The organism is Klebsiella sp. JN_Kp126 (assembly GCF_033843325.1).
Taxonomy (GTDB): Bacteria; Pseudomonadota; Gammaproteobacteria; order Enterobacterales; family Enterobacteriaceae; genus Klebsiella; species Klebsiella michiganensis.
Map to the genome: position 1 here is coordinate 40,112 of NZ_JAWXQV010000087.1, position 21,945 is coordinate 62,056.

The following is a 21,945-nucleotide window of genomic DNA, read 5'->3' on the forward strand; positions in this document are numbered from 1 at the left end:
TGACACCAGGCGGCGCGCATCATGCTGTCGCGACGCCGCGGAGTAAACACGACTATGACAACAATCAATCACACGCCTGCCGGCGAACAAGGTGGAAAAAAGCGGCTGATACATCGTTTCTCCTGGGTTTCGCTGCTGGTTTGCTGGCTAATCTGGGTGCTTAACGCCTACGATCGCGAGATGATCCTGCGCCTTGGCCCGGTCATATCTAAAGAGTTTTCGCTCTCGCCGGAACAGTGGGGCAACGTCGTCGCCCTGATTATGGTTGCCCTTGCGGTGCTGGATATCCCCGGCTCCATCTGGAGCGATCGCTACGGTTCAGGCTGGAAGCGAGCGCGCTTTCAGGTACCGCTGGTGCTGGGCTATACCGCCCTCTCTTTTCTTTCCGGAATTAAAGCGATCAGCCACGGGCTGACGGCTTTTGTGCTGCTGCGCGTTGGCGTCAACCTCGGGGCCGGCTGGGGCGAGCCCGTCGGCGTCAGCAACACCGCAGAGTGGTGGCCGAAAGAGAAACGCGGCTTCGCGCTGGGGGTGCATCATACCGGCTATCCGATTGGCGCGCTGCTGAGCGGCGTGGTGGCAAGTCTGGTGCTTTCCGCATTTGGCGAAGGCAGCTGGCGCTACTGCTTCCTGCTGGCGCTGATCGTCGCCATCCCGCTGATGATTTTCTGGGCGAAATATTCCACCGCCGATCGCATCAACACGCTTTATCTGCATATCGATAGCCAGGGGATGACGCGCCCGGCGACCCAGGAAAGCAGCCATGTTGCCAAAGGCGAAGGGATGAAGACCTTTTTACGCACCCTGCGCAACCGCAATATTTCGCTAACGGCGGGCAATACCCTGCTGACGCAAATTGTCTATATGGGCATTAACGTTGTGCTGCCGCCGTATCTTTATCACGTCTCCGGCCTGTCGCTGGCAGCATCCGCCGGGCTAAGTATTATCTTCACGCTTACCGGAACCCTGGGCCAGATAATTTGGCCCTGGCTGTCCGATAGCTTTGGCCGTAAACGTACTCTGATCGTCTGCGGTCTGTGGATGAGTATCGGCATTGCGCTGTTCTATTTCGCCACCAATATGCCGCGCCTTATCGCCATTCAGCTATTTTTTGGCCTGGTGGCCAACGCCGTGTGGCCTATCTACTACGCCATGGCTTCGGACTCCGCCGAAGAACGCGCCACCTCTACCGCCAACGGCATTATCACCACGGCGATGTTTATCGGCGGCGGCATTTCGCCATTGCTTATGGGCTGGCTCATCCAGTTCGGTGGGGGGTGGGAAAATCCGGCGGGTTATATCTACGCCTTCTTTACCATGGCGGGATGCGCGCTGCTGGGGATGTTATTGCAGCTTATGACCACCGATAAAACGCCGCGCAAAGCGCATTAACGCAGGAGAACGCATGAAGATTGTTATCGCGCTGGATTCGTTTAAGGGTAGCTGTAGCGCGCAGGCCGCTTGCGCAGCGGTAGCACAGGGGTTGCGCCGGGTTGACGAGGAGCTGGAGCTGGTCGAAATGCCCGTGTCGGACGGCGGAGAGGGGCTGCTCTCGGCCCTTGCGGAAAGTCCGCAGCTGAAGGGCGCAAGGTGGCAGCAGCAGCGTTGCGCCTCGCCTTACGGTCTCTCCGTACAGGCCGCGTTTCTGATCCTGCCCGGCGAACGGGCCATTATCGAGATGGCGCAAAGCTGTGGGCTGGAGCTCACGCCGAAAGCGCAGCGGGATGTGCGCCTGGCCAGCAGCTTTGGGCTGGGTGAGCAGGTAAAAGCGGCGCTGGATGCCGGGTGTCGGCGTTTGATTATCGGGCTGGGCGGCAGCGCGACCAACGATGGCGGCATCGGTTTTGCCCAAGCGCTTGGCGCCCGCTTCTGGCGCGAGGACGGCACGCTGCTGCCGGTTCCCGCGGCGGGCAAGGACCTAGCGCATATTCAGCGCATCGATTTAAGCGCCATGGACCCGCGCTTACGACAGGCCGAAATACAGGCCTCCTGCGACGTCACAAATCCTCTGCTTGGTGAAGATGGCGCCACCCGGGTGTATGGCGCGCAGAAAGGCGCGGACGAGGCGGCGCTCAGGGAGCTGGAGGCGGGTATGGCGCACTACAGTCGGCAGCTTAAGCAAACGCTCGGCTACGACGTCAGCGAACGGCCCGGCGCCGGGGCTGCGGGCGGTATGGGGGCCGCGCTAATCGCCTATGCGGGCGCCACGCTGCGCCCGGGCATTGACCTGGTGCTCGAACTGCTTAACGCCGACCGTCATCTTAGCGATGCCGCGCTGACCATCGTCGGGGAAGGCTGGCTCGATCGTCAGAGCGCCTTTGGTAAAGCCCCGGTGGGCGTGGCGGGCAAAGCGGCGCGCCACGGCGTACCGGTTGTGGCCCTTTGCGGCGGACGCGATGAGAGCAGTCGGCAATTGTATCAACACCATATTGACGCGATGTGGTCTATCTGCCAGCGCCCTATGCCGCTGGCGGAGTCGATGAACACATGCGAACAGCTCCTCGCCGACGCAGCGGAGAATGTTCTACGAACCTTTCTGAGCGGGCGGCGCGGAGAGGCACATAAGCGGATAACTGTATGATTATTACGACGGCGCTGGCTAATGAAATTGTCGCCCGGGCAATGGCGATAATTCATCATAATGTGAACGTGATTGACCATCATGGACAGATCATTGCCTCAGGTGAACGGCATCGTATCGGCGAGCAGCATGAGATCGCCCGTGAGGTGATACGCACCGGTAAACGCATTTGTATTAACAACACCGCGGAAGCCGCGCGTTTCCAGAATGTGCATCCCGGTATTAATCATCCCATTATCTATGACGATCGCGTGGTGATGGTGGTGGGCATCAGCGGCGATCCCGCGGCGATCAGCCGCTATGCTGAACTGGCGGTACTCACCGCCGAGCTGCTGGTCCGCCAGGCCATAGAGATGCGGGAAACCAACTGGCGACAGCGTCTGCGCGATACCCTGTTTGGTCAATATCTTGATCAAGGCGCTTCGCCCGCCGGACAGGAAGCGCTGCATCGCCTGGTGGAGCTTGGCTTCGCTTTTGATGCGCCGCTGGTGCCGGTCGTGGTAACCGTCCAGGTCGAACAGCACCAGCTAAGCGAAATACTGAGTACGCTGCTGCGGGAATTCTCGCAGCTGTCCGGGGTAAGAGACGTGATTTTGCTGGGCAGCAATGAAATATTGCTCCTCAATACGCTGAGCGAATCCCAGGAAACGCTGCTGCGGGGCATCGAGTTTGTCCTCAGCAATCAGATCAGCCATTACCATATCGGTATTGGCGTGCAGGCGGACAGCGCTCCTGATATTCGCGAGGCCATCCGATTCGCCCGTTCGGTGATTGAGGTGGGGAGCAAAGTGCAGCCGCAGCGGCAGATCTACTACTTTCGTGAAATGGCGATGCTCTGCCTGTTCCGGGTGCTGGAAGACAGCTATATGGTCAATTTTTTCATCAATAACGTACGCCAGCTGCTTGAGCATGATTCCGGCGAAGTGCTGCTGGATACCCTCAGCAGCTTTATTGCCAATAACGCCGAGCCGGGCAAAACGTCGCTGCTGTTGGGGATTCATCGCAATACGCTCACCTACCGGCTACAGCAGATTAAAAAGCATATTCAGCTCGATCCGATGGTCTTCACCGACCTGACGCAGCTGGCGGTGTCGGTACACTGCTATCGTCGGCAGAACCCGCGCCAGAGCGAATGGATTGATACCTTAAGCTAACGAGCGGCGGGCGAGCAGGCCGGTACGCGCCCTCGCCACCTGGTACCGCGTATCACTCTGAGATCGCCGTTTATCAAAATAATAGCGCGCCCGGCGATTTTATCGCGGGCGGTGCCTCCTTCGCCGATGGCGGGCTTTTCGCCTCAGCCGTTCGGCGAAGCTTGCTCGCTTCAGTCGCCATTTTTGTACACAATTTAATCAAATGGCACCGTTCTTGCCTTTTATCTACGTTCCCCGACCGCAGCATTCGTCGGCCAATATCGATAAAAAGGACAGGAAAATGGCGCAAATGAATGAAAACATCGCGACCGCACCGGTCTCTCCCCTCCGCGATTTTTTCGCGAAACCCCGTATCATCGCCAGGCCCGGCTTTAACCGCTGGCTGGTGCCACCGGCCGCGCTGGCGGTTCATCTCTGCATAGGTATGGCCTATGGATTTTCCGTTTACTGGCTGCCTATGTCGCAGCTCATAGGAGGAAGCGCGTCCTTGCAATGCCCCGTCACGATGTCGTTCTGGCAGCAGCTGTTTACCCGCGATTGCGACTGGAAAATCTCCATGCTGGGCTGGACCTACACGCTGTTTTTTGTTTTTCTCGGCTGTTCGGCGGCGCTGTGGGGCAGCTGGCTTGAGAAGGTTGGACCGCGGCTGGTGAGCTTTATTGCCACCTTATGCTGGTGCGGCGGCCTGCTGCTATCCAGCGTCGCTATCTATTTCCATCAGCTGTGGCTGCTGTGGCTGGGGGCCGGGGTCATCGGCGGAATCGGTCTCGGACTGGGCTATATTTCACCGGTATCGACGCTGCTGCGCTGGTTTCCTGACAAGCGCGGAATGGCGGCCGGGATGGCGATCATGGGTTTTGGCGGGGGAGCGCTGGTGGGGGCGCCGCTGGCAAACGGTCTGATGAATTACTTCGCCGGTCCGGCCGGCAACGGGGTATGGCAAAGCATTCTGGCGCTGGCGGCGATTTATGCGCTGTTTATGCTCGCCGGTACCTTTGGCTATCGCCTGCCGCCCATGGGCTGGCATCCTTCGGGTGAGAAGGCGCAAAAAACGATCCGCAATAATCCCACGATCCAGGTGCACGTCCGCGTTGCCTGCCGCACTCCGCAGTTCTGGCTGCTGTGGATGGTGCTGTGGCTCAACGTCACCGCGGGGATCGGCATTCTCGGTATGGCTTCGCCGATGCTGCAGGAGATCTTTGCCGGCAAACTGCTGTCGCTCGATCTCAGCTGGCATGAGCTGAACGGCGAGCAGCTGAAACGCATTGCTACCATGGCCGCAGGATTTACCGGTCTGCTCAGCCTGTTTAACATCCTGGGACGTTTTTTCTGGGCATCGGTGTCCGACCTGTGCGGGCGCAAAATGACCTTTGCGATTATTTTCTGCCTGGGCGCCGTGCTGTACGGGACGTTGCCGCTGGTGAATCACGGCGGCTATATCGCGCTGTATGTCTGCGCGATGTGCATTATCATTTCGATGTACGGCGGAGGCTTTGCCAGTATTCCCGCCTATCTGGCCGACGTCTTTGGTTCACAAATGGTGGGCGCTATTCACGGGCGCTTGTTAACCGCCTGGTCGGCGGCAGGGATCAGCGGCCCGGTGCTGGTGAACTATCTGCGCGAGTATCAGCTGACGCACGGGGTTCCGCCCGAGCGCGTCTATGATATTACGCTGATGGTCCTGACCGGCCTGCTGGTAATGGGTTTTATCTGTAATCAGCTGGTGCGTCCGCTGACGGAAGAGCATGCGATGACCGCGGAACAGCAGCAGCAGGCGAAAGGTCTGTATACTATCAATAAGGATGCCCAGCTCACGTGGGAGGCCCGTCCGTCCACGCTGCTGTTAACCGTAAGCTGGTTAGCGGTGAGCGTGCCGCTGTTATGGGGAGTCGGCACCACCCTCCAGCAGGCCGTGAAATTCTTTATGTAGATTGTTGCCGCCGATGGCCCGGCGGCTTCTACGAACCTACCGGCGCGTGGCGGCCGCGTGACGCAATATACTCACCGATCCGCTCTACCGCCTCTTCGGCGGTCAGCACCGAGGTATCCAGAGTCAGGCTGGCGGTGCGCCAGGGTTCGTAGTCACGGGTAATAACCTTTTGCCAGTCCGGCAGGATATGACCGCGAATATCCGCCACTCGGTTTTCCACGCGATACCGATGCTGCATTTGGTCGGAGCAGGTCAGTTCTATCTCCAGATAAGGCGCGGCATTCTCGGTCGCGACCGCTCTCCATGCCTGGCGGGTAATGGCTATAGGGTTAACTGAGTCGGCAATCACCACGTTGCCCTGCCTGAGGTTATCCGCGGCAATGGCGTACGCCACCAGATATCCGGCCGGCCCTATATCGTGCCGGGTGACGGTTTCAGCGCGAATCAGCGCCTGTTCAATCGAATCAATCCGTAACCAGACGGCACCCAGCCTGGCCGCCAGCAGGCGAGCGATGGTTGATTTTCCGGTACCGGGCAGACCGCCAAAGATCAGTAACATCGATATCCCATTACGGCAGCGTCATGTTATTGCCGCTGGCGATGATTATTGGTGATTTTCCATCTTACCTGACCAGGGTTCTTATTCAGCCAGGCATTATTAATATTCAATACTGGCTGAAACTGCATAAGCGGCATCAGTAAGCGTCTGCAGATAATAGTCATAGTCACCCTCCAGAATATCGTTCAGCGATAATGATACCGTCCCGCAGGAAATTTACTTCAGCCTTTTGCCCTTATCATCCACCACTTTCTCGCCATCTTCCTTAGCGAAAGCTCCTTGCTGAGCATCGGGAAGAATATCCAGAACAACTTCAGAAGGACGGCACAGGCGCGTTCCCAGCGGCGTCACCACAATCGGGCGATTAATCAGGATCGGATGCTGCAGCATAAGGTCGATTAACTGGTCATCGGTAAATGTATCTTCCGCCAGGCCCAGTTCTTCATATGGCTCAACATTTTTACGCAGCAGCGCCCGCTCCTCGATCCCCATATCGGCAATGAGTTTGACCAGCTCATCGCGTGACGGTGGATTTTCAAGGTAATGAATAACGGTGGGTTCAGTACCGCTATTGCGGATCATCTCCAGCGTATTACGCGAGGTGCCGCAGGCCGGGTTGTGATAAATGGTGACGTTGCTCATAGATAGTAGTATCTCATGACAAAGTGAAAGAGAGACGTAGCGCCAGCGCGGCCAGCGTTACAAACAGCACAGGCAGAGTCATGACGATCCCGGTGCGGAAATAGTAGCCCCAGGTGATGGTCATATTCTTCTGTGAAAGTACGTGCAGCCAGAGCAGCGTTGCCAGGCTACCGATTGGCGTAATTTTCGGGCCCAGATCGCAGCCAATTACGTTGGCGTAGATCATCGCCTCTTTAATAACGCCGGTTGCGGCGCTTCCATCGATAGAGAGCGCACCAACCAGCACGGAAGGCATGTTGTTCATGATGGAAGACAGGAAAGCCATCAGGAAGCCAGTACCCAGCGTCGCGGCCCAGAGTCCTTTATCCGCCAGCACGTTCAGCACCCCTGAAAGGTATTCGGTTAGCCCGGCGTTGCGCAGACCATATACCACCAGATACATTCCCAGCGAGAAAATCACGATCTGCCAGGGCGCACCGCGTAACACTTTGCCGGTGTTAATGGCATGGCCTCGTTTCGCCACGGTAAACAGTATTACCGCCCCTACCGCGGCAATCGCGCTGACCGGAATGCCAAGCGGCTCGAGGACGAAAAAACCTACCAGCAGCAGAATCAATACTATCCAGCCGGTGCGGAACGTAGCCGGATCTTTAATTGCGTTTGCCGGTGATTTAAGCAGGGCCAGATCGTAGGCTGGCGGGATATCTTTGCGAAAGAACAGGTGCAGCATCACTAGCGTGGCGCCAATGGCGGCAATATCGACCGGTACCATTACCGACGCATATTCGGTGAATCCCAGCCCAAAGAAATCCGCCGAGACGATGTTCACCAGATTCGACACAATAAGCGGCAGGCTGGCAGTATCGGCAATAAACCCGGCAGCCATCACAAAGGCCAGCGTCGTACCCTTGCTGAATCCTAGTGCCAGCAGCATGGCAATCACGATGGGCGTCAATATTAATGCCGCACCATCGTTGGCAAACAACGCCGCCACCGCTGCGCCGAGCAGAACGCTATACGTAAACAGCAAACGGCCACGACCGTTTCCCCAACGAGATACGTGCAGCGCAGCCCATTCAAAAAAGCCGGACTCATCGAGCAGCAGGCTGATAATAATCACCGCAATAAAGGTCGCCGTCGCGTTCCAGACGATATTCCACACCACCGGAATATCACCTACATGTACGACGCCAGCAATTAAAGCCAGTACCGCGCCCAGCGTCGCACTCCAGCCGATGCCTAACCCCTTCGGCTGCCAGATAACCAGAACAATGGTCAGGACAAAAATAGCACCTGCCAGTAGCATACCCCCTCCCCTGAAAATCACATTCGAAAAAACATATATGTTAAGGCAAATTTTTAAAGGCAGAACGCTTTACCGCTTCCAGAACAGTTTGCTGATGCCAGCTTGCGGGCGATGGCCTGTACGATCTCCTGTTGGCTTAACCAGGCCTGCTCTATTACCTGTGCCGCCCATGCAGGCATATGCGGTGATAAGCGATAGTGCACCCACTTACCCTGCTTGCGATCCAGCAACAATCCGCTTTCCCGCAGCATAGCAAGGTGACGGGAGATTTTGGGCTGCGACTGATCCAACGCCGTGCAGAGATCGCACACGCACAGCTCCCCCATCTCTTTAAGCAGCAGCACAATACCCAGACGGGTTTCATCGGACAGATTTTTAAAAAGCTGTAAGGGTGTTAATGACATCATTCCTCCCAATCGTCGACGGACAGGATACTCCACGGAGATATAAGTTCAACACCACATATGAAAAATCATATGTGGTGCAGTCATGCCCGGCGGGTTAATCAGGCCAATTTAGAAGGGACGGGTGGTATTGAGGAGAGCAGACTCCCGCACGGATAAGCATTCCGGCAAGTCAGGTCAGTCATGCCTATCGCGCGTTCAGTGTGAATTACTGTCTCAAAATTGAACGATAACGCCATTTGGTTCCATCATCATTGATAATTTCATACTGCACCTCCCCCGCTTTCACCGTTTTATTCAGGGTGATTTCCTTTTTCTCTCCTGGCGCTAACATGATGCTATCAACTTTCACATCACCAGACTCGAATGCCGCTATCGTCATATACCATGGCGTTGGATTACTCATAATGACAACCTGTTGATTGCTATTTTTAATCTGGAACTGCAGTCGCTCTCCGTCAGTCTGCTGAGGCCGCGGGACATTAACGGGTCGTACAAAAACTTTCAGGCGTAATCGCAGGGGCAGAATAACGCGCTTCTCATTAGCCGGACCGATCGTATTTGGCGGAACCTGATAAATATTCAGCCAGTAAAGAGATTCCTTATCTTGCGGAATATTATTGCGGGAGATCAGCTGCAGCTTTACATCGCGCAGTTCACCCGGCTGCAATCGAAACACCGGGGGGACGGCAATAATCGGTGTTCTGGCGTTTTCTGGAGATATAAATAGATCCCCCTCATCAAACCAGAGTTGAACAAGGGAGGGCTCCCCCCCTGAATTTATCAGATTCACCGATGAAACCATTTCTCCGGCATTAAATATTACCCGGGTACCTTCCACATTCACCACGGCGAAACCAGGCTGCGCCAGCACGAATAGTACGCAGCATAACCATTTCACCTTGATAATTTTTTTACTGAAAGCTAACAACAACCTGTAACTGCGCATTCACGGACCCCGCGGTAACTGTCTGACCAGTGATTGCACTCAACTCTGCAGTGAAATCACCCGTATAAATATCGGTGCCGCTTCCCGCCCCAGTTAACGACAATAAATCTTTAAAACCATACCATCCGTAGCTGTTTCCTGAGCCAAATGATGATTTAGCGGGTAAAAGATTAAGCGCGCTGCCACCATTGTTAAGAATTTGGATACCGACCCCTGAGGCTTCCCCGGCACCGTTCCCATAATTTGTATCCAGCAGCCAGGTGAGACCACCGCCGGAAGTCACCAGCCCCAGACTTTGCGCTTTACTGACCGCATTTGCCTGATTCACCATAAAGCCCATAGCAACATTTGCCGAAGAACTTGTTGAATTCGATGTACTGGAAACAGCCCCCGATTCACATTCCAGACTGATGGAGAATCCGGCGCGGCTGGTATTTCCCGCATTAAGTTCGCTAACTGAAATAGTTGGCAACAGTACAACCGAAGGGAAATCCTTAACAAGGCATGTCGCCCCTCTGACGAACGTGACATAGTTCGTCAGACCAAAACCGGCAGGCCAGTATCCATACCATCCCGAGTAGTTACTGGCAGAATCAGCGCCGTTATAAAGTCCAGAGCTTAAGCTCCCCCCCTGAAATGCAACATAACCGGCAGGCTGAGCGCTCCCTGTACTCCACCAGTTATAGGTGTAGAAGTTTGAGCTATTCTGGCTCCCGTAAGTTCCGTCAACCTTAAACAGCTCAACAAATACATCAGCGAATGCACTCGCGGGTATATATGTATAGGTATCATCTGAATACCAGTCGTCAGCGGTAAGCTGGCGGGATTTCCAGTATCGTGAATAATATTCCCCTGTCTTCATATTCGTTAATCTGATAGCAACATTTTTTACATACGTAAAATAAGAGCCGTCTACTTCGCTGGCAGCATTTTTACCACTGTAGTTTTCATCGCCATTAGTTGCATAAAACTCATATAATCCCGCATCCACCGCAGTCTGATTGCAGCGAAATAAAATCTGATTTGCTGGGTATGTCTCCTTGTGACCAGACGTCAGAAAGGAGGCCGCTGAACTGCCAAGAAGGGTTCCAGACGGCTGAAAACTGCTGGAACCACTGATCGTTATAATACCGGGCAACCCAAGACTTGTGACCGTATTAGCATCAGAGGCACCGGTCCACGATGCGGCAGTATAACCCGCATTCAGCGCGTCAGTGGATAGTTGACTTGTCGACGTTACTTTTGTGCAGGTACCTGCGGCAAAGCTCATCTGGCTCCAGCCGAAAAAAATAACCGGAACTAGCAGCAAAATAAAAAGCCGCTGCTTCTCTTTTTTTCTCAGGAAGGTCATCATCTCTGTTATCTCCTCTCGCAGGGCAGATGAATTTGTGTTACCGGCTGATTATCTGCTTTCGGTAGGCGATATTTGATTTCACAACGCTGGCCATCCTGCTTTCCCCATTTAACCGTCAGTTTTCCTGTATTATCTTCAACGCGGGCATAAATTTGACCGCCCTGACCTACCATTCCTATTTCGTTACCAGCAGAATCAAAAACATCAGCGCCCATCGGAGGCATTTCACCATCAAAGCTCGCGGTGATTAAAATGGCTCTACCATGCAGAGTTTCGAAAGAAACCATTGGCATGGCTCCTGCGTATGGAACCACTTTCTTACTGCCTCCCTGCAGCTCAACGTCAGAATTAATGAATCTCGAGTCAAGTCCAACATTGTTATACTGGTAAGGGGTTAGCGACGGATGTATAGCGTAGCCAAAGCGATCTATTGTTGCCCCCTGGCCGTTCTTGACAATTGCCCCACTGGCACCCGGCGCATGGATAATTGCAAACGTATCGCTTGCATAGGGTCCTACCGTGAGCCCGCCGCGGTGAGCAACCAGCGTGCCAGAATATCCTGCGCCGAACTGCCGATAGTTTTTACCTGCAGAGAGGTTTGCGCGAAAAGCGCCCACGGACGTGTTCTGCTGACCGCTCCCTCCCCAACTGGTGGCATTACCGCTGTTATGATAATTTTCAGCACCGCCATATAGGGAATAAGTAAAATTACTCTGTTCCCCGGCAGAGCCATTGATCCCTACCTGCGCACTTCGGGTATCTCTATTTTTATTTAAGCCAAAAGTCAGGTTGGATCGATTTTTGCCAAAATCAAGTGGTACAGAAAAACCCAATGAGATGGTATTTTCTGTATACCTTTGCCGGTTTCCCGTGTCGTAATCGCTATCCCTAAGACTATAAAAGTATCTGCCGTTCGTCATAATGGTTTGCTGACGAGCAATACTCAGGTTATAACTGATCTGTCCCCAGTTATTACTGTATCCCAATTGCAATTGTTTAATTCTGCCTCTCCCATCATAATAATCGGCTGTACTGCCTGAGAGGTTAAGCATCCCCCATTCATCCATAGGCTGACTGACGGTTGCTGAAAACTTATTTTTTTGCCTTAACGTTTCTGACCAGTATTCAGTGCCATTATGATACTGACGCCTGACGCCAAGGACATCCTGTAAATCCCTGAAGCCACTGGTTGAATAGCGATACGCAGCAAGAACAAGATTGGTTCCTGTGTCAAAGGTTCTGCTGTAGCTGGCTTCTGCACGCCAGCCGCTGGTGGTCTGCTCATTTTCGACTCGGGCATGAGAAAAAGTCGTGTTTAATCCGAATGCCCCTGCTCCAGTAGCAATAACGCCTCCCAGCAAAGCGGCCTGATAATCTTCAGCAAGACGAATACCGCTGTTAGCGGTGAGCATGTTCGACATGCCCCGCTGCAGTGTTCCTTCAATAAAACGATTGTTAACACTGTAATAATTTCTTACCCGTCCTAACGATACAGAATACTCCCAGTTACCTGGTCGTACAGAATCAGGTACAGAAGAGTAGGGGACGGTAAACGTTGAAATGTTGCCACCAGCCTCAATAACCTCTACATGCAGGTCTCCCTTGCTTTTCGTGTTATAAAGGTCATTAATAACAAAACTCCCCGGCGAAACGGTAGTCTCATACACCACCGTTCCCTGCTGACGGATGACAACCCGAGCTGTTGTCGCTGCCACGCCTCTGACTTCTGGTGCGTATCCCCGCTTTCCCTGAGGCCACATTCGTTTATCGGTAGCCATCTTTACGCCATTAAAAGACAGACTCCCGAACAGGCTGTTGCTGGTGTAGCTATCACCGACAGTGAATACGCTTTCTAATGCAGGAATAGCACGTTGCCCCCATGTCCTGGCCGCATTATATTTATATTCACTACCGCCAAGGTTACTGTCAGCATATCTTAAATTTCCTGTATGCCTGAGCTGCCACAATCCCAGGTTCGTCCCTGCATTAATATTGCTCCAGAGATAATTATATTTAAAATTCGTTCCTGTATTTTCGGTGCGTGTGAAATTGGTGTTATGGCGCAGAAAAAGCGCCATAACACCACTATCCCAGCTTTCGACAGGAATAAAACCACGGGGATTTTGAAACATATTCGATTGGGGTACTGACAGATTGAGGCGGGACTGTGATAAATCCACCTCAGCCTGAATGGTCGCCCCGGCGTCGGATACAGGTACACACTGATGACTCTCTGCAGCCACTACAGCATTTATTCTGATGGCCAATTTAGCTATCAGTTCCCGAGTCAGGCAAGGTTCTGTTTTTCCATCTTCACGCTCCATTATATTGATGGTTTCGCTGATCGAAATTAGCGTGTTGTTAACATAGACATCGAGAACATATTTCCCGGATTGAACAGGCGTGATTTTTTTATTGAATCGTTCCATATCCTGCCCAAGAGCAGAACCTTTCAGCAGTGCCGGGTCGAAGTAATAATCCTGGGCACTGGCGGAAGGAAGATATGTAACAACAAACGATATTGTTAATAAGACTTTGTTAAATCGCCACCAGATATTACTAATGCAGATATTGTTATAAATTGAATTCCGCATTCAGTCGTGCTCCCTGATCGTTTACCACTGTAACAGTGATTTTTTTACCCTTAACTGAACCTGCTCGAGAAATATTGAAAATCTGAGATCCTGAAGGTTCAATCATTCCCGACCCAGAAGACAATCTCCGTTGCCTCTCTGTTAACGCAACGCTGCTGACAGTGACATAGAAAGGCGTGTGGTTTTTTATCATCACTGCTGAGGCATTATCCGCAACAGGCGTTACCGATATATTGGGTACCCCCCTGCCTGGACCAGACACCAGAGATGCAGGGCGATAGAAAACTTTAACTCTGTTACGCAGCATGACGAGCATTTTATTTTTCACGTCATTTTTGTTAATATTTGCCGGAGGAACCTGCAAAAAATTAAAATAAAAAACAGACTCTCTATCATCTGGAAGGTTCAAACCACCTGTGAATGTCACTTTAACAACCTGACCTGCGCCAGGCTGAATTCGAAAAACAGGGGGTGAGGCGATAAAGGGAACCCGGACAGAGGCATCCGGCCCACTAGACATCTTCCCGTCATCAAACCACGTCTGTACAACATAGGGGAAATCGCTCTGATTTTTAAGGTTAACATCAACTGAACGACTTCCCTCATTATATATAATACGAGTTCCCGTCATAATAACGCTGGCATTAAGCTGAAGAGAAAATAACGCTAAAAAAGTAAAACAAAAAAACGAAAAGGATTTATATAGAAACTTCATATTTCTCTCCATTAATTAAGCCAGTACACAGTCTGGCCCCGGTAAAAATGGCCGGAAAAAAGTTTCCGGCCATGGTTTTACAGGTAGGTCACGGCATACTGTAATGAAGCGGTAACATCACCCGCTGTTGGCGTACCAGCTGAATAGTACTGAGCGGTGTAATTAGCACTTGCCGATGTTTCACCTGCGGTTAACGTCAGGTCAGCATCACCAGTGAAATAGCTGGTAAAATCAATAACCGTTCCCGCAGTGTCGAGGATCTGGATTTCCACATCACCTGCACTACCGGTATTTCCCAGATTGCCAGAGGTAGTCACCTGATTACCTACAAAAACGGTAGAAATTTCCCGATCGGTCGTTTCAACCGCGCAGCCACTGACACCTACTTCAAAATTTGTGGCACCAGCAGTTGTCGAGCTTGCGAAATCAGAAATACTCACTGTTGGTAATAAAACCACCGGTGATACCGCATTTCCGTTAACGGTCACCGCGCAGGTCTGGTCAGTGACTTCACCCTGGAAAGTAATAGTGTTATCAGATGCAGCAAAAGCTGAAACAGCGGATGACAAACCAACAAAAACACTCAGGGCTATGATCTTTTTATTCATAAATAAATTCTCCACGTACATTATTAATAGCAACGATATTATAAATCGCTATATTTCAGCCTGCCTGGTGATGGAACAATACTCTGATATTATGCAAACCTCCTTATTTTCATTCCTATCTTACTCTCAATTCTTTGCCTGATATTATAAACAGACTTGACATCTAGTGACATTTCCGTAGAAATATCAGCCACGCCTTTATGCTTTAGCGTTAAATAGAGAACTTGCCTTTCTTTTTTTGTTAATGATCTGCCAGATCGACAAAACAAAGGTAATCCAATGAACACTTTTCTGAAGTTAATTAAGGTCGCACCTAAACCTTCAGAGAGGTAGAGTACCTCTGTTACATTCTTTTCATTTTGTTTGTAATAATTGGCCAGTGCTGCCATTTTTACATCTGCCAGCAGTATTATCTTCATATTGGTACTGGCGAGGTATTCAACCCACTCGTCATTCATAAAGAAATGAATATTCCGCCAGGAAAAATCCACAAAAACAAACCCTTCAGAAGAGGTGATAACACTTATTGAATTAATAAGAGACCTCACCCCCGCCTCAAAAAAAACATTTACTCCCGGCCAGATACAAACCTTAGGATTAAGGCACTGAGAGGCGCTAAACTCTTGTTCAGGAAGGATTTGGCATTTAATACTACAACTCTGGCACAGTACATTTCCATGCTTCATACCCCTCCTTGAAATATCCTAATAATCACCAGGAACTTTCCTATATGATATATTCAGATATAAATTTTACAACTTGATTTTTTGAAATTAATAAACTCCCACAAAAAAAGAAAAATCTTAATTCAGGCATGATTAAACCTACCTGATAAACCTAAAAATTAGGAATCCAACCCCTATGGTTAAGAATATTCTTACGAAATAAGGGATTTTGCGCTGAAGTCAAGGTGCAAAAAAGTTAAATTCAGAGCTTTTCACTACAAACAAGTGAAATGTAAATACTTACTAATAAAAAACCCTCGATTACTTTTCTTTTTCAGCGTTATTTTGTTAAAAAGTAAAATAACGCTCTAAAGGAAATACCATTATCCTTTTAAAAAAGGGTTGATTTAGCACCTTATCAAAAAATCTGACAAAAATTAAAAAAAACATCACTCCGCATTGTGCAAATTGTGTTATACAATACTCATTAGTCATTTAAACAAAATTTATGCTACCAATCATGGAGCAATGCTCTGCTGAAAAAAAATGGCAATGCATATTCTTACTTAACAAATAAATACTGTATCACGTGGCTGACGTTGTTCAGCTATGCAGAAAATAAAATTTACTACCGCAGAAGCTTTTCCTTTATTTCAGTATACTCACGGTCAGTGATAATGCCTGCGACCTTTAGCTCATGAGCTTCAATTATTTGTTCGGTAATACTCTTCCTTGCACCGTGGTATCCGGGGTAAGAATATTTATGGTGATAATATCGTTGTCTTTCCGCCATTCCCTTCCCCCTAATCAATAGATAAACAATTGAGCAAACAACAGGAATAAAGAGTAATAAAACGATCCAGACTACTTTAAAAACAATATGTAAATCATCATCACGGAAAATATCCGTTAGAATCTGAAAAATTAACATTAAATAAGCAAAAAAGAACAAAATCGTAAAAAATGACATAACAATATCCGAGAATGTCATTGATTGTAAATTCATTACGCATACCCTTCCATAAGCAATCGGTATGAAATGGGGAATGAGTTAATTAAAAGCAGTTTAATTAATCCTGTCTCCCCAGACACCAACATTATTCAAAGAAAATACAATGAGAATAGTTCTACAATTGAGCGACAGGAGTAATGGTAACCTGACCTCTTAGTGACGTAATATTAACCTGCTGCCCTACAAAAAAAGGCGTTTCTCCAATCGGCTGGACAATGACAAATTCATTACCATTCACTGGTCGGATGAAAAGCTCCACACCGTTTATTTGAGATCTATTGCGCTGAATCGCTTGCCCTGTCAGAGCGCCGGCAACGGCACCGCCCGCCGTAGCGATACGTCGGCCACTTCCACCGCCTATAGCATTACCTGCAACGCCACCTAATACCCCACCTGCTGCCGCACCGGCAATATTATTATCACTGTCATTCTGGATAGTAATATTTCTTACTCTGGTGACGGTCCCCTGGGTAACAGCCATGGGTTGCCCCGTCAAAGCCATATTAATATTATCAGCCGACCCCACAGGATTTCCACTACAACTCACTAAAAATAAGGAGCCAACAAACACTAAAAATAATTTCAAAAACATAACATCTCCTGATATTGACAATGTAGTTCATCTTTAATTAACAGGAATCGCCACTGTGGTCGCGCCCTGACATACATACTTTAATCTTTATCACTGCTTTTGTGCAGTAAGCAATTATTGCTCTCACGTTACTGATATAACCAAATATGGCCATAATAAAAATGATCATGAATTTGTGGCCACACAACTATGGTTTGCTATACACGCTGAATGCATTATTTTCTTAAAACCCCGGCATTGCTTTTAATCCATACTGCCACTTCTCACTATAATTTATGAACAGGATATTTCCACATCTACCTGGTACAGGCAGTGATGCTTTTATATTTAATGGTCAATAAAGTTTTTCGCATCCAGATAATATCCATCCCCTCTTTTATTTTCGATTCTGGCACATTTATAGGGGGCGATTTTCTTCCGCAACCGTCCAATGAGCACTTCGACAGTATTATTATTTTGATTAAATATATCATCATGCAAATGCTTCATGATTTCATATTTACTGATGAGCTTGCCACTTTTTTTAATAAGCAGTCTCATTATCTCGAACTCATAGTTGGTGAGTTTTATTTTTTCATCTGCAATAAACAATGCTCTACTTCCAATGTTAAGTTCAATTTTACCTGCGGCCATTTTTTTCGTCGGCTCCAGACAAGATCTACGAATAAGTGTTTGTAAGCGAACAATGAGTTCTTCAATCCTGAAAGGTTTGACAATATAATCATCAGCGCCTCCATTTAAAGCACGCACTTTATGCTGCAGATTCTCTTCATTGCTGATTATTAAGATCCTAATATTTTCTCCCATTTTTCGCCAACGCCGAATAGCCTGGACACTTTCGGAATCACGAGGAGTCGTAGTCATTACCATAACATCTGGTTTATTCGATATCATGAACAGCCATGCTTCTTTTAAGCTCGAACAAACATCCACAACAAACCCAGCGTTTTCCGTCTGAGAACGTAAGTAATTTTGACTGATGACATTTGGATCTAATATCAAGGCACGCACTTCCTAATCCTTATCCTTGTTAGAAAACATTCCTACTTTGTATAGCCCCAGGTTTTTAATGTATTTTATTGCAAAATATATAACTTATAACTCCAACTGGTATCAAAACTGGTTATCTCATCCATTTTAACAAACCTGAACATGGCAACAATTGTTACGCTATTTGTCAGGCAAGGCAATAGACCAAAAAGTCATACTGAAGATACAAATTATTATTCTAAAACCTGTGACAAATTATAAAAACATCATCGGCAATCATAAAGAATTAGATTATTATTCCAATAATCACATAAAATCTAGTTTTTCACTCTATCAAATGAGATTTCATTAAGAAATAAATATATAAATAACCACCTACAGATGGTGACAGATTAGTTGCATCGGTACGGATTTTTATAATTGAGCTCAAAAAAGACAATCCTGTCTTGTTCAATCTGTACAAGTCTTCACAAAGAAAACTTATGAACCTGAGAACTAAGAATTCGATTAAATTTAATCTCTATAATATTTTTACTTATAAAGTTATCGCTAATAGGGGATACTTCATCAGGGCAGGACGATATGCGTTGCATACTCGGATATAAACAACACAACCGGAGAAGGAAATGCCAGTTTTGATTGCCACATTGAATAACCAGATAAATGATTATTGCCGCATTACGTCAAAAGGGAGTCAGGAATAAGAAGATATTTTCCTGTTGATAGCTATGTTTTCATGCCATGATTTCAACAGGAGTTAAATAAAAAAGTTATCGACCATCTACTACAAAAAAATAGTTAACTTGCTTTAGTAAGCATTGCCAGTATTCAATGTCGATTGTTAAATCAATACGGCTTACTATCGCTACAATTGATTAAAAAGACCACGAGACTGTATAAGTATCGCATCCATCTTTATAAAAACCATGAGCTAATATTATTAATAGACTGGTGAATTAAATAAATTATTTGCGACACATGAAAATAGTACGTTGCAGATCGCTAATACGCCACGTGACGTCATCTATTTTCTGAATTTTATAAAAAAATACAGACTGACTTGAAGTGAGTTTCTCAGTCAATTCTGGTGGAGTTGTATCCTGCTTGTTGGCTATAAAATTCCCTTTAACCACTTTATGAAAACCATTTTCCGTATTTTTGGTAATAGTCATATCACCTGAACGGTCAACAATATACTCCTTTCCCTCATTCTCGAGAGTACCATATTCATTGACAACCACATGTCCTTTCTCTGTTATATGAAAAACAATTTTAACATTACCTGAGATGGCATTTTTTTCTCCCTGATTTATGTAAAAACTGGACATACAGTTCATTGGTAAATATTTATCTATCGCAAACAACTTATAACCAATAAAGGCAATTACCAGCAACAATACAATATTAACAGCTATGCTAAATATTTTTAATATTGAGATAGTTTTCACATTGATTACCTTTATTCAATTTATTTGCTTTGCAAACGGCTACGTGCGTAGAGTACGTTTTATCGTTTAGCGATGTTTTATTATCATCAAAAAATATCGTTTGGGTCATGTTCTTACAAGTTTCAATGATTTTCTTACCAAGCATAGTACCGAAGAAAACGGATACATTATTAATGTTTGTTAAGCTTTTATCAACATATACATCACATTTCCCTATCGTTTTATATTTATATAACACACTGTTTTTTTCATCGTATTTGATGTAAAGACATATGAGGAGTATGCTAAAACATATAAAAATGAAGAAATTTAGTTTTAAGCCAGTGTTACGCAACACCTTTTGTTTTATTTTTTTTGTGTTATTTTCTTGAGCTGGGGATATTAACTTAAAATCACAGTGTAACCTGAATCCTTGTTTAGGTATCGTTTCAATGATATCTGAAAGACCTAATTCTTGTAATGTTTTCCGTAATATAGAGACATTTCTGTTAAGATTGTGGTTAGATGCCACTAAACCATACTGCTCCCAAACTTTCTCAAGAATTTCATTCCTGCTTAACTGCTCGTTATTTTTTTGTAACAATAAAGACAATAACCTCGCGGCCGATACAGGAAGTATTATCTCGGTATTATCGTTCTCTAAAGCTCGCGACTCTTCATTGTAATGAACCGAATTCTCAAGTAAGTAATTCATTGCACATCGCTCCTGCAATTATATTCTGTTTATTATAATTTGATTAAATAGGTTATGCAATTCGTATGCAATTGGTTACTTTTTGAACTTAAAAAGCTCAAGTTATACTAATTTCAGGGGAAATCATTTATCTCATCTATTGCCGCTATTATATTTGAATGTTTTTTGATATTAAGCACGTACATATCGTATATTTTATTATAATACTTGAGTTTTATCAGTACGTTGCTGTTTATCTCTATTGACGGACCTCACTTGAAGTAGCACCCCAAATAATTAGCAGCATAAGTTTATTCTTATAAAATATGTTATGACCTTATCCTTGGTAACATCCTGATTTGCAAATCATTCCCGACTGCGTTAGCTATCCCCGCAGTGAAAACGTCCGCGATTGAAAGCATACTCTGTCTAACTAAACTCCAGCGTCCGTCTGGTGCCCTGACTGACCATGTATTCTCTATGAATAGAGTCTACTTTCAATGAGTTGAATGAAGTTTTGGCATAAGCAAATTGTGACCAGATTCGCAGTAACATCGACCAGCCAATTATCGTGCATGAGCACAGGTCAATCACCAACGTGCCGTGGGTTAATACTCAGTTGATGTCCGGATAGCGACGTTTGTAGGCGTCATTCATACCATGTGAGGAGACGATATCATTAGGGCTGGCGTCCAGAGCGGACTCTACTTAGGAAGTGGAGCGAGTGAGGGGAATCGAACCCCCGTCATTTGGTTGGGAACCAAAAGCTCTACCATTGAGCTACACTCGCCCAGACAGAATCCGATAAAGCAAATTGCCCCGTTGGATTCTTGTCAGGGATGTAATCCGTTTTACAACAGACTACTTTAAGACAACCACGCAATGCCTTACTCCCCTCCCGGAAGCGAAGAGGTGCGAGGGCCATTATAGACCTTACGCACCCGCTGACAAGCCCAAACCAGGCTAAATGCCGATAAAATAACCTCTTAGCACTTAGGCTTACTGCCCTGCGGCGGCAAATAGCGCAGCGGGTCGATCGCCGTCGCCCGGTAGCGAATCTGGAAATGCAGGCGCACGGAATCCGCGTCCGAGCTGCCCATGGTGGCAATCTGCTGGCCAATCTTCACGCTCTGGCCGTTATTCACCATTAGCTTGTCGTTGTGCGCGTAGGCGCTGATATAGTCCTCATTATGCTTAATCATAATCAGGTTGCCGTAGCCGCGCAGCTGGTTGCCCACGTACACCACTTTGCCCGCCCCTGCCGCATACACCGGCTGGCCGCGCCTACCGGCGATATCGATACCTTTATTGCCGCCATCGCTGGTGGAGTATGGCAGCACTACTTTACCGCTGGTTGGCCAGCGCCAGCAGCGTTGCCCGACCGGCGGCCAGGAGGATTGCGGCACCGCCGAAGATGGCGTCACGGCGGCGGTACGTTTCGCTGACGATTTCTTGCCGAATGCCCCCGCCTTCGCCGTGGTCCCGGAACCGCTGTTTAGCTTCAGCTTTTGCCCGACTTCGATGGTATAGGGAGGTGAAATATTATTGAGACGGGCGAGATCCCTGACGCTGGTGCCAGTGGAACGTGAGATAGCGTACAACGTGTCGCCGCGCTTCACGGTGTAGGTAGAACCGGAATCGGATGAGCTGGAACACCCTGCGACAATCAGGCTGCTCAGCAACATTATTGCAATAACAAAGCGTTTTCTCATCAGGCATCCTGCGCTTAACACGAACATTCACCTCAAAACCAGGGCGATTATCATACC

The 21,945-nt window shown here is 48.0% G+C and carries 20 protein-coding genes and 1 tRNA gene; 4 read left to right on the forward strand and 17 right to left on the reverse strand.

Annotated features, from left to right (window positions below):
- The first annotated feature begins 21 nt into the window (after positions 1 to 21).
- The 4 genes from SIK97_RS22535 to SIK97_RS22550 all read left to right on the forward strand — a co-directional run bounded on the left by SIK97_RS22535 (position 22) and on the right by SIK97_RS22550 (position 5,665).
- Entirely contained in the window at positions 22 to 1,392 is a 1,371-nt protein-coding gene (locus tag SIK97_RS22535; RefSeq protein WP_023321586.1) for an MFS transporter, read from the forward strand.
- 13 nt (positions 1,393 to 1,405) lie between these two features.
- On the forward strand, positions 1,406 to 2,581 hold the full coding sequence (locus SIK97_RS22540; RefSeq protein ID WP_032751158.1) for a glycerate kinase: 1,176 nt from the start codon (positions 1,406 to 1,408) through the stop codon (positions 2,579 to 2,581).
- Positions 2,578 to 3,735, forward strand: a complete 1,158-nt coding sequence (locus tag SIK97_RS22545; RefSeq protein WP_014226730.1) for a CdaR family transcriptional regulator — start codon at positions 2,578 to 2,580, stop codon at positions 3,733 to 3,735. The genes SIK97_RS22540 and SIK97_RS22545 overlap by 4 nt, the downstream gene beginning before the upstream one ends.
- A 280-nt stretch (positions 3,736 to 4,015) precedes the next feature.
- A complete protein-coding gene (locus SIK97_RS22550; RefSeq protein WP_057173450.1) occupies positions 4,016 to 5,665 on the forward strand; it encodes an OFA family MFS transporter in 1,650 nt (549 codons plus the stop codon).
- 28 nt (positions 5,666 to 5,693) lie between these two features.
- Here SIK97_RS22550 and SIK97_RS22555 read toward each other — a convergent pair whose 3' ends face one another.
- From SIK97_RS22555 to actS, 17 genes are all read right to left on the reverse strand, one after another.
- The gene (locus SIK97_RS22555) at positions 5,694 to 6,224 is read right to left on the reverse strand and encodes an AAA family ATPase (protein ID WP_057173449.1); all 531 of its coding nucleotides are present in this window, start codon (positions 6,222 to 6,224) and stop codon (positions 5,694 to 5,696) included.
- Positions 6,225 to 6,440: 216 nt separating this feature from the next.
- Positions 6,441 to 6,866, reverse strand: a complete 426-nt coding sequence (arsC, locus tag SIK97_RS22565) for a glutaredoxin-dependent arsenate reductase (protein ID WP_057173448.1) — start codon at positions 6,864 to 6,866, stop codon at positions 6,441 to 6,443.
- Between the two features lie 13 nt (positions 6,867 to 6,879).
- Positions 6,880 to 8,172, reverse strand: coding sequence for an arsenite efflux transporter membrane subunit ArsB (arsB, locus tag SIK97_RS22570; RefSeq protein ID WP_057173447.1), 1,293 nt, complete (start codon positions 8,170 to 8,172; stop codon positions 6,880 to 6,882).
- Between the two features lie 53 nt (positions 8,173 to 8,225).
- Positions 8,226 to 8,576, reverse strand: a complete 351-nt coding sequence (locus SIK97_RS22575) for a transcriptional regulator (RefSeq protein ID WP_032751164.1) — start codon at positions 8,574 to 8,576, stop codon at positions 8,226 to 8,228.
- A 208-nt stretch (positions 8,577 to 8,784) separates the two neighbouring features.
- Entirely contained in the window at positions 8,785 to 9,525 is a 741-nt protein-coding gene (locus SIK97_RS22580) for a fimbria/pilus periplasmic chaperone (RefSeq protein ID WP_047722938.1), read from the reverse strand.
- A complete protein-coding gene (stbD, locus tag SIK97_RS22585; protein ID WP_047722937.1) occupies positions 9,491 to 10,879 on the reverse strand; it encodes a fimbrial usher protein StbD in 1,389 nt (462 codons plus the stop codon). Before stbD ends, SIK97_RS22580 begins: the two co-directional genes overlap by 35 nt.
- 5 nt (positions 10,880 to 10,884) lie before the next feature.
- Positions 10,885 to 13,473, reverse strand: a complete 2,589-nt coding sequence (locus SIK97_RS22590) for a fimbrial outer membrane usher protein (protein WP_057173446.1) — start codon at positions 13,471 to 13,473, stop codon at positions 10,885 to 10,887.
- Positions 13,454 to 14,188: a fimbria/pilus periplasmic chaperone gene (locus tag SIK97_RS22595; RefSeq protein WP_032751168.1), complete on the reverse strand. Its 735-nt coding sequence runs from the start codon at positions 14,186 to 14,188 to the stop codon at positions 13,454 to 13,456. Before SIK97_RS22595 ends, SIK97_RS22590 begins: the two co-directional genes overlap by 20 nt.
- A 77-nt stretch (positions 14,189 to 14,265) precedes the next feature.
- Entirely contained in the window at positions 14,266 to 14,796 is a 531-nt protein-coding gene (locus SIK97_RS22600; RefSeq protein WP_049080510.1) for a fimbrial protein, read from the reverse strand.
- A gap of 89 nt (positions 14,797 to 14,885) precedes the next feature.
- Complete coding sequence (locus SIK97_RS22605) at positions 14,886 to 15,482, reverse strand: LuxR C-terminal-related transcriptional regulator (protein WP_032751170.1); 597 nt, start codon at positions 15,480 to 15,482, stop codon at positions 14,886 to 14,888.
- Between the two features lie 607 nt (positions 15,483 to 16,089).
- Positions 16,090 to 16,467, reverse strand: a complete 378-nt coding sequence (locus tag SIK97_RS22610; protein ID WP_032751171.1) for an SHOCT domain-containing protein — start codon at positions 16,465 to 16,467, stop codon at positions 16,090 to 16,092.
- Positions 16,468 to 16,588: 121 nt separating this feature from the next.
- Positions 16,589 to 17,065 carry a glycine zipper 2TM domain-containing protein gene (locus SIK97_RS22615; protein WP_032751172.1) on the reverse strand — a complete coding sequence of 159 codons (477 nt, stop codon included), beginning with the start codon at positions 17,063 to 17,065 and terminating at the stop codon, positions 16,589 to 16,591.
- A 327-nt stretch (positions 17,066 to 17,392) separates the two neighbouring features.
- Positions 17,393 to 18,076: a winged helix-turn-helix domain-containing protein gene (locus tag SIK97_RS22620; protein ID WP_032751173.1), complete on the reverse strand. Its 684-nt coding sequence runs from the start codon at positions 18,074 to 18,076 to the stop codon at positions 17,393 to 17,395.
- Between the two features lie 944 nt (positions 18,077 to 19,020).
- On the reverse strand, positions 19,021 to 19,503 hold the full coding sequence (locus SIK97_RS22625; protein ID WP_032751174.1) for a hypothetical protein: 483 nt from the start codon (positions 19,501 to 19,503) through the stop codon (positions 19,021 to 19,023).
- Complete coding sequence (locus SIK97_RS22630; RefSeq protein WP_071846066.1) at positions 19,472 to 20,197, reverse strand: winged helix-turn-helix domain-containing protein; 726 nt, start codon at positions 20,195 to 20,197, stop codon at positions 19,472 to 19,474. The genes SIK97_RS22625 and SIK97_RS22630 overlap by 32 nt, the downstream gene beginning before the upstream one ends.
- Before the next feature lie 695 nt (positions 20,198 to 20,892).
- Positions 20,893 to 20,966: transfer RNA gene (locus tag SIK97_RS22635), tRNA-Gly, on the reverse strand.
- A gap of 196 nt (positions 20,967 to 21,162) precedes the next feature.
- Positions 21,163 to 21,888 carry an amidase activator ActS gene (gene actS, locus SIK97_RS22640; RefSeq protein ID WP_032751176.1) on the reverse strand — a complete coding sequence of 242 codons (726 nt, stop codon included), beginning with the start codon at positions 21,886 to 21,888 and terminating at the stop codon, positions 21,163 to 21,165.
- Between the last annotated feature and the right edge of the window lie 57 nt (positions 21,889 to 21,945).